At 38.1% G+C, this 11,818-nt stretch carries 11 protein-coding genes; 7 read left to right on the forward strand and 4 right to left on the reverse strand.

Annotated features, from left to right (window positions below; translation table 11 throughout):
- From ACFSGI_RS16090 to ACFSGI_RS16100, 3 genes are all read right to left on the reverse strand, one after another.
- Positions 1-1,257 (reverse strand): SPFH domain-containing protein, encoded by a 1,257-nt coding sequence (locus tag ACFSGI_RS16090; protein WP_204825219.1) that lies wholly within the window; start codon positions 1,255-1,257, stop codon positions 1-3.
- Between the two features lie 182 nt (positions 1,258-1,439).
- Positions 1,440-1,931 carry a ferric iron uptake transcriptional regulator gene (fur, locus tag ACFSGI_RS16095; protein ID WP_379283658.1) on the reverse strand — a complete coding sequence of 164 codons (492 nt, stop codon included), beginning with the start codon at positions 1,929-1,931 and terminating at the stop codon, positions 1,440-1,442.
- 578 nt (positions 1,932-2,509) lie between these two features.
- The gene (locus ACFSGI_RS16100) at positions 2,510-3,091 is read right to left on the reverse strand and encodes a TetR/AcrR family transcriptional regulator (protein ID WP_379283660.1); all 582 of its coding nucleotides are present in this window, start codon (positions 3,089-3,091) and stop codon (positions 2,510-2,512) included.
- A gap of 249 nt (positions 3,092-3,340) precedes the next feature.
- Between ACFSGI_RS16100 and arfA the strand changes: the two genes are divergently transcribed.
- The 4 genes from arfA to ACFSGI_RS16120 all read left to right on the forward strand — a co-directional run bounded on the left by arfA (position 3,341) and on the right by ACFSGI_RS16120 (position 8,147).
- Positions 3,341-4,828: an arabinosylfuranosidase ArfA gene (gene arfA, locus ACFSGI_RS16105; protein WP_204825691.1), complete on the forward strand. Its 1,488-nt coding sequence runs from the start codon at positions 3,341-3,343 to the stop codon at positions 4,826-4,828.
- Positions 4,829-4,924: 96 nt separating this feature from the next.
- Positions 4,925-6,268 carry an ABC transporter substrate-binding protein gene (locus ACFSGI_RS16110; protein ID WP_204825220.1) on the forward strand — a complete coding sequence of 448 codons (1,344 nt, stop codon included), beginning with the start codon at positions 4,925-4,927 and terminating at the stop codon, positions 6,266-6,268.
- Between the two features lie 117 nt (positions 6,269-6,385).
- Entirely contained in the window at positions 6,386-7,276 is an 891-nt protein-coding gene (locus ACFSGI_RS16115) for a carbohydrate ABC transporter permease (RefSeq protein ID WP_204825221.1), read from the forward strand.
- Between the two features lie 28 nt (positions 7,277-7,304).
- Positions 7,305-8,147 (forward strand): carbohydrate ABC transporter permease, encoded by an 843-nt coding sequence (locus tag ACFSGI_RS16120; protein ID WP_204825222.1) that lies wholly within the window; start codon positions 7,305-7,307, stop codon positions 8,145-8,147.
- Positions 8,148-8,247: 100 nt separating this feature from the next.
- Here the strand turns inward: ACFSGI_RS16120 and ACFSGI_RS16125 are convergent, their stop codons facing one another.
- Entirely contained in the window at positions 8,248-9,201 is a 954-nt protein-coding gene (locus tag ACFSGI_RS16125) for an ArsR/SmtB family transcription factor (RefSeq protein WP_204825223.1), read from the reverse strand.
- A 174-nt stretch (positions 9,202-9,375) separates the two neighbouring features.
- Here ACFSGI_RS16125 and ACFSGI_RS16130 point away from each other — a divergent pair, with 174 nt between their 5' ends.
- From ACFSGI_RS16130 to ACFSGI_RS16140, 3 genes are all read left to right on the forward strand, one after another.
- On the forward strand, positions 9,376-10,857 hold the full coding sequence (locus tag ACFSGI_RS16130; RefSeq protein WP_204825224.1) for an alpha-N-arabinofuranosidase: 1,482 nt from the start codon (positions 9,376-9,378) through the stop codon (positions 10,855-10,857).
- A gap of 19 nt (positions 10,858-10,876) precedes the next feature.
- The gene (locus ACFSGI_RS16135) at positions 10,877-11,164 is read left to right on the forward strand and encodes a hypothetical protein (RefSeq protein WP_204825225.1); all 288 of its coding nucleotides are present in this window, start codon (positions 10,877-10,879) and stop codon (positions 11,162-11,164) included.
- Between the two features lie 79 nt (positions 11,165-11,243).
- Entirely contained in the window at positions 11,244-11,774 is a 531-nt protein-coding gene (locus ACFSGI_RS16140) for a hypothetical protein (protein WP_204825226.1), read from the forward strand.
- The last annotated feature ends 44 nt before the right edge of the window (positions 11,775-11,818 follow it).

An 11,818-nucleotide genomic window follows, 5' to 3' on the forward strand; every position in this document is an offset into this window, starting at 1 on the left:
TTATTGTTCTCCTTCTGGAGTAACACGTTGACCACATTCAGGACAGAACTTTTGACCCGGCTGAACAGCATGTCCACAGCTACTGCATGTCATCACAGCCGAAGCTCCACATTCAGGACAGAATTTCACGCCTGCTTGAAGTGCAGCACCACAACTGCGACAAGGCTTAGCAAATGCTTTACCACAACTTTTACATTGTGTTGCACCTTCTGGATTGTCTGCTCCACATTGATCGCAAGAATTATATTTATCTCCACAATGCGCGCAAAATTTGGAACCCGGTGTTAGTGGTTGACTGCATTTATCACAGGTATGTTGAGTATTGGAATGAGACGATGTCGAATGATTAAATTGAACATTCCCTGTTCCACCCGTTACATCCATCACTCGCCCAAGACCTGCCATTCCCTGTCCAAACGCACCACCCAGACCAAATCCCATGCCCATGCCCAGTCCAGCACCCATCAGACCTGCTTGTGTACTTCCTTCATTTTTGGCGGCACCTTCTAATGTATCAAAGCTACGTTCTTGCTGATAGGTATAACCGACAATATCCATTTCAGCTTTGCGTGCTAGAGCTTCTTGTAATCTTTTGACCGATGGATCATCATCCGGCGTATTGACCGAATCCATATAAAAATTGACAATTTCAATTCCAAATTCTGCGAAAACAGGCATCATTTTTTCTTTCACATGATTGGAAATCTCGCTTATGTAAGCATTAATTTCCAGTATACTAATCTGCTTGTGTACTAGATAAGATGAAATACTTTCATTGATATTCATTAATAACAATCCGCGAAAATAACGTGAAATGTCTGCTTGATCAAATTGAGATAAAGTCCCGACTAATTTCACCAAAAATTTACGTGAATCTTCAATACGAATCCCCATCTGTCCAAAAGCACGTACTGGAATAATAATTTTATATTTGGGGTCTTGTAGTTGAATCGGTGCCGTTGTGCCCCATTTCATGTCTAAATTGCTAATTCGGTTGACATACCATATTTCGGCTGCAAATGGAGAATGTCCGCCAAACGGAATATTAACGATATTATTAAGTAATGGAATATTTAACGTACTTAATGTATGTCTGCCTGGCCCGAAGGTATCAAACGCTTTACCGCCTTTGTACAATATCGCTTCTTGTGATTCGTTAACAATTAATTGTGTCCATGTGCCTAACTCTTCATTAGGATGCTTCCAAGCATATACATCTGGTGTTCCATCGTACTTAATTACTTCTACTAATGCCATCTTTCTTCCCCTTTTCTCTATCTTTATATTCGTATTATTACATACGTACAACCTATGAGATAAGTCTCAATTTTGGCAAATTAAGGACAGTATGTTATTTCGATCTACACTTTATTTCGGTTGCGTATTTATGAAAATAAAGATGAACACAAAAAAAGAGCCATAAATGGCTCTTTTCGGGATCAGGAGACTGCTTTGCATTTGTTGTTGGATTTATTTTTGTCACGCTCTTTGACCCGACACTCTGTGCAGATGCCATGAAAATCAAGTCGATGATCGGTGACAGTAAAGCCATACTCACGTTCTATACGCTTCTCAAGTGGTAATAACCAATCATCCATAATTTCTTCTACATTTCCACATTCTGTACAGATCAGATGATGATGCAAATGAGGGCTGTTCGCTTGACGAAGATCAAATCGGGCTGCTCCATCGCCAAAATTCACTTTCTGCACAACATGAAGTTCAGTCAAAAGATCAAGTACACGATACACTGTCGCCATACCGATCTCAGGAAATTGCTCTTTTACTAATAAAAATACTTCTTCCGCACTTAAATGATCTTTTTCATGTTGCAGTAATACACGAATTGTCGTTTCACGTTGAGGGGTTAATTTATAACCTTTTGATTTTAAGCGCTCTTTAATCCGGTTCAATTGTTCTGTCAGTATCATTATGTGTTCACACCTTCCGGTTAAATTTGCAAGATATCCACAGATTCTAAGATGAGCATAATCTGATTTTCACAATAAATCTATATGTTCTAGCACAACTTGTTATGCAATTATTAGAATACGATAAGAATATATAGTATTTATACTTAGAATAATTATAATTCTATAATAACTAAAATGTAGAGGTCTTGTAAAGCATATTGGATAAAAAAGTAAATTTTCCACACAAAAAAACGTCATAGAAAAAAGATACAATCTAAATACGATTTTTATCTTTTTTTGACGTTATCATAAAGCACGATTTTATTTGTATTGCTATACGTTACATAATGAGTCTGAAGCTGAAAATGATCATCCAGATCATGTATAATGTTTTGTCATGTATTTATAGTAATGGTTAAGCGAATACTTATATACCGTTTCGATCTGGCGTGCTGATTTTAACAAAAAGTCTTGCTTCACAATAAAATAGATAAAACCCTCTGGCATTTGCCTTTTGTGTAATAGATGTACCTAATAGGTAGAGCGATTGTTATTGTTAATGTAGTACTGATTTGTACTGAATATATCCAAAAAAATTACTTTAGCATCGTTGCCAAAGCAAAAAGGGAAGATCGAATCATTTGTGGGTTTTGATGAACATGACCTAAAAATAGTGCTCCTTCTATAGTAGATACTATTAATGAAGCAACAGCCGGTGGTTGCAAAGAATCATGAAATTCTTTACGCTGTATTCCTTCAACGATCAATTGCTCTACCACTATCAATTGTTGTGCAAAAAAATACTTGATCTTATTGCGAATATGTTCTGCTTCTATAGGAGTCTGTGTATACAATGTTAAAAATGGCCCTCCTGCTAGGCAGTCAACGTCTTGCATAATTAGAAGTTCAGTAAATCGTTGCAGACGTTCCCATACCGGTTGATCGTGCTGGTTAGCAATATGTGTAATCTTTTCACTATACTCTGTAATTAATTGATGAATAATAGCATCTAATAGTTCTTCTTTACTTGCAAAATGGTAATAAATATTAGTCTTTGAGACTTTGCTAATGGCTACAATTTCATCCATGCCTGTTGCTAAATATCCTTTTTGTAAAAACAATTTTGTCGCCAACTGTAAAATAAGATCACGATTTGAGGTTTTATTTTTTTTTATCATAATTAGTACTCTATGGTACTAATATTTATTTTGTCAATTGATGTTGCTTTGTATCGTCCTATCATTTATATATTTATTTTAGTTAATGTTTATGTTAATTATTAATATTATTATTGACTGTATAAAAAATATATGCTACATTTGCTTTGTTAAATTATGCAAGAAGTATCCAAATGAAGCGTTATCATTATTGATGATGGAGTATAGAAAGGATGAATATTATTGTCACAGTCTAACCTCAAAGCTAAGATGATCGTGGACAAAGCTTTTCGTATCGCTGAAGTTGATAAACGCATTTATGGTTCCTTTATCGAGCACTTAGGTCGTGCCGTATATGGTGGTATATATGATCCTTCTCACGCGTCCGCAGATGAAAGCGGTTTCCGAAACGATGTCAAACAATTGATACAAGAGTTGCAAGTCCCTATTATTCGTTATCCTGGTGGTAATTTTGTATCCGGTTACAACTGGGAAGATGGTGTTGGCCCTGTTGCTTCTAGACCGAAGCGTCTGGAATTAGCATGGAAAACAGTAGAACCTAATGAAGTCGGTACGAATGAATTTATGAAATGGGCAAAAGAAGCAGGTTCGGAAGTGATGATGGCTGTCAATCTGGGAACACGCGGTATTGATGCTGCTCGTAATCTTATCGAATATTGCAATCATCCAGGCAACTCCTATTATAGCGATCTGCGTAAGCAACATGGCGCTAACGATCCTTACAATATCAAAACATGGTGTCTTGGTAATGAAATGGATGGCCCGTGGCAAATCGGTCACAAAACAGCAGATGAATACGGTCGATTAGCGTTAGAAACAGCTAAAGCTATGCGTCAGGTTGATTCCAGTATTGAACTGGTTGCTTGTGGAAGTTCCAATACAGGTATGCCTACATTCCCTGAATGGGAAGCAACGACATTGGATCATACTTATGAAGCTGTCGATTATATTTCTCTTCATCAGTATTATGGTAATCCTACAAATAATACAGCAGATTATCTTGCTCGCTCGATGGATATGGATCATTTTATTCATACCGTTATCTCCACATGCGATTACATCAAAGCCAAAAAACGCAGCAAAAAAACAATGAACTTGAGCTTTGACGAATGGAACGTATGGTATCACTCTAATGAAGCAGATAGCAAAATGGATCCTTGGAGTATCGCTCCTCCACAACTCGAAGATGTATATAACTTTGAAGATGCTTTGTTAGTTGGCAGTATGTTACTTACCTTCTTACGTCATGCTGATCGTGTCAAAATGGCTTGTCTGGCTCAATTGGTCAATGTTATTGCTCCGATTATGACAGAAGATGGCGGACGTGTATGGAAGCAGACGATTTTCTATCCATATATGCACACTTCTACTTTCGGACGTGGGGTATCCCTCAAGCCTGTGGTTGATTCTCCTAAATATGATGCAAGTGATTATACAGATGTTCCTTACTTAGATAGCGCTGTTGTTTATGACGAAGAAAATGAATACTTAACGATCTTTGCATTGAACCGTCATTTGAGCGAATCGTTAGATTTGAACTGTGATGTACGTTCATTCGAAGGTTACCAGATTGAAGAACATATCGTTCTTGAAAATGATGATCTCAAAGCTGTAAATACAGCAGATGAAGAAAAAGTCGCTCCACATCGCGGAGGTCAATCCCAACTAGATAATGGCATCTTAACCGCTCGTCTTGCTAAAGCTTCGTGGAATGTTATTCGTCTACGTAAAGCCTAAGCTTCGCCTTATTGTATCCAATCAACAAGGTCATGATAGAAATATGTACAGTGGTCTATGAATTACTTTTTTGAAATTTAAGGGGAGGTTTAAACTATGTTGCGTCAAAAAAGTTGGCTGATTGTCTTGGCGAGTGTGTTGATGTTGTCTTTGGTGCTTGCAGGCTGTGGAGGTTCTAAAAAGAATTCAGATCCAAATCAATTAACATTTATGTTCCGCGGTGGACCGGATGAGCAAAAAGCATATAACGCAGTTGTTGAAGAATTTAAAAAAGATAATCCAGGTGTGACGGTCAAAATCATTCAGACGACCGGTGATCAATATGCTACTAAATTACAAGCAGCGATTACGGGAAACAGTATTCCTGATGTATTCTTCTACAATCCTGCTGACCTCAAAGCATATGTAAATAGCAATATCCTATTAGACATTAGTAAGTATATCGAAAACAACAAAGAAGTTGACCTGAAAAACATGTGGGCTGATGGCGTGAATTTCTATCGCTACGATGGTAAAGAAGTGGGCAAAGGCGCACTATACGGACTACCTAAAGATTTGGGACCTTTCTCCCTCGGCTATAACAAAACCATGTTTGAAAAAGCAGGCATCCCTCTGCCGGACAAAAACAAACCTTATACATGGGATGAATTTATCAAAGTCAATCAAGAGCTAACCAAAGATACCGATGGTGATGGCAAATTAGATCAATTCGGTACTGGACTGAACGTACAATGGGCGCTTCAAGCGTTCGTATGGAGTAATGGCGCTGATTGGATTGATAGTACACATACTAAAGTGACAATCGATGAACCTAAATTTATCGAAGCTCTACAATTCTTTGCAGATATGCAGAACAAATACAAAATCACTCCTGCGATTGAGCAAGCACAGACACTGGATACGTACCAACGTTGGATGAGAGGCGAACTTGCATTTTTCCCTGTTGGCCCTTGGGATCTAAGCACGTATGATCGTGAATTGAAATTCGATTATGATCTAATCCCTTACCCTGCTGGTTCTACAGGAAAAACAGCAACATGGATTGGAAGTCTAGGTATTGGTGTATCTAGCAAAACAGCGAATCCAGAACTTGCAGCTAAATTAGTAACCTACTTGTCTGCTTCAAAAGAAGGTCAAGAAGCGTTAGTGAAATCGGGCGTACAGATTCCTAACTTGCAAGATATGGCGAAAACATGGGCTGCGGATACTTCAACCAAACCAGCTAACAAAGAAGAATTCCTTAAAATTGTAACCGAGTATGGCAGACCACTACCAGGTCAATATACGTACAATGCCGAATGGTATGATCTGTTCTTCACAGATATCCAACCTGTTATTGATGGTAAAATGTCTGCTGCCGATTATGTCAAACAAGAACAACCTAAAATGCAAAAATTACTTGATCGTGCAGTTGAACAAGATCAAAAATCTAAAAAGTAAGTTTTACCTGTTGTAATCAATCAAAGCCATTTTGAATATGGTGAAAATGATGTTAGCTTTCCCTAGATTCCAACGGGACTAACATCATTTTCATTCCAGATGAATTAGGGGTGAATTATGAAAACCAAATCTAATCTGTATCGTAAAGAAAAATATTTTGGTTATTTGTTTATTTTGCCACCCGTTGTCGGTTTTTTACTGTTCACACTCTATCCGGCTCTGTATTCGGTATACGGATCATTTACCGATTGGAATGGACTTGGACAGATGAACTTTATCGGGTTGGATAACTTTAAAGATATTTTGACAGATGATTTCTTCTACAAATCAATGTTCAATACCTTATTCTTAATGATCGGTATTCCGATTGGATTGGTTATTTCTTTGTTATTAGCGCTTGGGCTTAATCGTAAAATCCCGGGTACTACTACATTTCGTGTAATCTACTATGTACCGGTTATCTCTTCACTTGCTGCGATTTCTATCCTATGGCAGTGGGCTTATAACGGAGATTATGGACTGGTCAATCAGTTCCTTGATTTATTTGGCATCAAAGGCCCTAACTGGTTAGCAAATACCACGACAGTCAAACCAGCCTTGATTATCATGACGATCTGGAAAGGTCTCGGATACTCGATGCTTCTGTATCTTGCTGCTCTGCAAAGTGTATCTCGTAGTTACTATGAAGCGGCTGAATTGGATGGCGCAAGTGGATTCAAAATGTTCCGTCATATTACATGGCCGATGGTGAAGCCAGTTACATTCTTCCTTGTAGTTACGAATATTATCGGAGGATCACAGATCTTTACCGAGATCAATATTATGACACCTACAGGTGGACCTGAGTACTCTTCAGCTACAATCGTATTCTATATCTGGCAAAAAGCTTTTGATAACTTACAAATGGGTTATGCTTCAGCAATGGCTGTTATTTTAGGACTATTTATCTTTATCGTTACCTTAATTCAGTTCAAAATGAATGAGCGTTCAAGCTTTGATGTCGATTGATTATTAGCTGTAAAGGAGTGAGTACAGAATGGTTCATACGAAGCAACAAAAGATAAGCAATGCGTTCATTTTTGTTTTACTCTGCATTGGAGCTGTAGTAATGATCGCTCCACTACTTTGGATGGTATCTACTTCTTTTAAAGACAGACAAGATGTATTTGCTCTTCCACCTAATTGGATTCCGGCTGTGTTTCATTTTAATAAATATCAAGAAATTTGGACAGCAGGTCCTCTATTAAGCGGTATTATTAACAGCCTTATCGTAGCGTTAACTGTAACGATTATTGGAACGATTACATCAAGTTTGGCAGCATTCGCTTTTGCTAAACTTCGTTTTCCTTACAAAAATCAAATCTTTTTACTATTACTCTCTTCGATGATGATTCCATATCCAGCAGTTATGATCTCTCAATTTATTATGTTCTCTGAATGGGGTTGGGTAGATACATTATTACCACTGATTGTTCCTGGATTGTTCGGTAATATTATTATGATCTTCTTTTTGAGACAGTATCTGTATAGTATTCCGAATGCTATTATAGAAGCCGCCAAAATCGATGGAACATCATACTTCGGTATTTATGCCCGTATCATTTTCCCGTTGATTAAGCCAGCAATAGCAGCACAATTAATCTTATGGTTTATGGGAATCTGGAATGATTACTTACCGCCTATTCTCTATCTGAACTCTCCTGAAATTCAGACACTACAGATCGTTATTGCTAACTTTAACGCTAACTATGCAATCCAAAGTGATTACCCGCTAATTATGGCGGCATCTGTAGTATCGTTGCTACCTATCTTAATCATTTTCTTGATTTTCCAACGTCAAATTATCGAATCTGTCGCAATCTCAGGGGTAAAAGGATAAGTGTTACTTCCTTTTCAGTCTGATTGAACTCATTGTTATACACATACAAAAAAACGGCTACAGAGTATATGCTCTATAGCCGTTTTTTTGTGTTGTTTTATCAAGATTGTGATTCTGCTTCACGTGCGCTAGCATTAGCAGAATGAATTAATTTGTCATAATACAATCGGAAAACGATATCCTGATTATAGTTACCAAATCCTCTACCGAACAGTGTTAACCCGCCGACATGCTCAGACGAAGGATCGACTGCAATACGTAATGTCCATTGACGATCACGTACATTGACCTGATCTAGATTCACATCAGATAGCTTCTGTCCATCCATATATGTACCATCTCTGGATACAGTCAGATGCTTGAGTAGTCCATATTGATTCACAATATCTGGCCACCATTGTGGATTGTATTTACCACGCTTATCTCCATAATCGCCTGGACTTGTCCATGTTCCTAACTTCACTTCATTCAAATAAAATGTAATGTCCGAAGGAAAACGGTTATCGGTCAAAGGAGCTTCTGAAGAAATCTCAAGTGAAACTAATAATTCTAATGGATTTTCGGTAGACAACAAAAAGTTAGGAATTTTATACTCAATAAACCCTTCGCTAAACCATAGAATTTTGGCTTGAAAACGTTCAGCATCAAAAAAATAACGAGTATCATCTACTTGCCCGATAAATTTCTCGGCTGAAGCCAACCCACAAGTCGGTTCCACTTTAAGGTCTGTATAATGTCCAATCGAAATTTCACTTTCATGGTATTGACGTAAATGTTCTACTTTGTTCGGGAAGTTGATCTGCGCTTCCTCTACTTGAAGAGAACATATCTTTTGTACCCCGCCTTTACCCGGTTGCATACTGGTTGAAATGATTCCTGCTTTTTCTAGCTTTTTGACATGCATAGATACAATGGCACTGGTTAAACTTACTGCTTCCGCTAGTTCACGAATATTCATAGGTCGTATAGCAAGTAATTGAATGATTTTGTGCCTTACACTGCTTGCGAGTGCTTCATACACAGGCAATGATTTATCCGAAATATCCAGATTCATATTCAGGCTCCTCCAATACCAAATGTGTGTAACGTAAACGAATACCTTTCCACTATATCGTTATGTTAATAAAAATACAAACGTTATTCTAATTTATGTCGTAAAATTATATTATATATTCTTAAAAAACGTGTTATCATCGTGATGTAAGCGATATCAAGGAGGTATATATATATGATTAACATGAATATGAATATTCAAGATATCACAGGGAAAATCAATCGGCATATCCACGGACAATTTGCTGAACATCTAGGACGTTGTATTTACGAAGGCATCTGGGTAGGCAAAGATTCACCTATTCCTAATATCGAAGGTATGCGTATCGATGTCATAGAAGCGTTACGCAAACTTCATATTCCGGTTCTGCGCTGGCCAGGAGGTTGTTTTGCAGATGAATACCATTGGAAAGATGGAGTCGGGCCTGTAGAACAACGTGCTCGTATGGTCAATAACAACTGGGGTGGCGTAGAAGAAAATAACCATTTTGGTACCCATGAATTTCTACGATTATGTGAGTTGCTTGAGACAGAACCTTATATCAGTGGCAATGTCGGTAGTGGTACTGTTCATGAAATGCAACAATGGGTTGAATATATGACCTTGAATGGACAATCTCCGATGGCAGACTGGCGCAAGCAGAACGGTCAGGAAGAACCGTGGACATTAACTTATTTTGGTGTAGGCAATGAAAACTGGGGTTGTGGTGGTAATATGCGCCCTGAATATTATGCTGATCTCTATAGACACTATTCTACCTATGTGCGCAACTATGGCGACAATCAGATTTACAAAATCGCTTGCGGAGCAAATAGTGATGATTACCATTGGACAGAAGTGCTGATGCGCGAAGCTGGGCATTTGATGAACGGATTAAGTCTGCACTATTACACGCTTCCTTCCGGTGATTGGACATCAAGTAAAGGTTCAGCAACTGATTTTACAGAAGAAGAATGGTTTACGACATTCAAAAATACATTGTATATGGAAGAATTGATTATTAAACATTCCAAAATTATGGATAAATACGATCCTGAGAAAAAAGTCGGTATGATTATCGATGAATGGGGAATCTGGACAGATGTAGAACCAGGAACCAATCCAGGATTTTTATATCAGCAAAATACATTGCGTGATGCGATCATAGCTGGAGTGAACTTAAATCTTTTTTATAAATACGCAGATCGTATCAAAATGGCAAATATTGCGCAAATGGTCAATGTGCTACAAGCGATGATTTTGACAGAAGGCGATCAATTGATACTAACGCCAACATACCATGTATTCAATATGTATCAGGTACATCAGGATAGTGAAAGAATAGACTTACAATATACTAGCCCTAAATATACAATGGGTGCTCAATCGATTGATAAAATCAGTGCAGCGGCTTCAAAAGACTATCTGAATCGGGTTCATCTGACAATCTGTAACTTGAGCCATAATGAAAGCGAATCGTTCTCTTGCAACATTGAAGGCTTTACCCCTGCTGATATTCAAGGCAAAGTATTAACAGCTTCTGCTCTCAATACACATAATACATTTGAACAGCCAGAACAGATCGTACCGGTAGCTTTGGATGTTTCTTTTGCCAAAGACGGCACGTTAACTTTTGAACTTCCAGCGGCTTCTGTCGCAGCGATTACATTGATCTAACAGAGAGGACGGTCTGCTGATGCCAGCAATCACTCATGGATGCAAAGGTTGTAACCGTAGCCCTCAACTGTCTGACGAAAAGATTGAACGCTTAGTCGCTATCGCGATCCAACACAAACAGCCACATGAGTTAACACCTGAGCCTGTACAACAAGCACGTATGAATGCTTGCCTGTCTTGCACTTCTTTACAATACGGAACCACCTGCAAACATTGTGGCTGTCTTATTCATATCCGTACACGATTAGCTGCCTCCTATTGCCCTTCTCCTTATGGATCACAATGGGAAAAAGAAGATGTGTTGTAAGACATTCTAAGGTATAATGCAAACGGGAATGATTACATAATCAAATCATAACCCGTACTGAATTCTTGGAGGTCTGGATATGACAACACACCAAATTGAACAATTATATGTTGAAGGTATTATCAATGACGATACACTAACAGATATTTTGCACCAATGGGCAGTTGTGCCTTTACTGTATGATGATGGTCATGAGATCAAAGTTGAAGATTATTTCAATCATCTAGAACATTCTTTAGGTGTAGAAGCTTATGCGGCTGCTCAATCATTATATGAGCTATCTGTGCAAGCTTCTCGCCGGTTTGCAGAACCCGATGTATATGAAGTATTGCAAGACTGTATCAGCTTACAGGAAGACCTGTGGATGACTAATGTTCTGAGATTGGGAGATTGGATTCACTGGATGGAACAAGCAGCTCAAGGACAATTGAATCTGCCTGTCGTTGATTTCCATAGTTTGTTCGAAGATTTGCCAGAAGGATATATGATTCAAGATTTCCATGATGATCTATTATTTATGCTTGAACAAGAAGATCATCCTAAATATCAAGAAGCTTTACAGCAACAACAATCATTGTACCGTCAGCTAGGTGTATCTGCTTCATCATAGAGCGACTATGCTGAATACTTGCTTACTATCCATTTCAGATCAAA

The sequence above is a fragment of the Paenibacillus nicotianae genome (assembly GCF_042681745.1).
GTDB classification, from domain to species: Bacteria; Bacillota; Bacilli; order Paenibacillales; family Paenibacillaceae; genus Saccharibacillus; species Saccharibacillus nicotianae.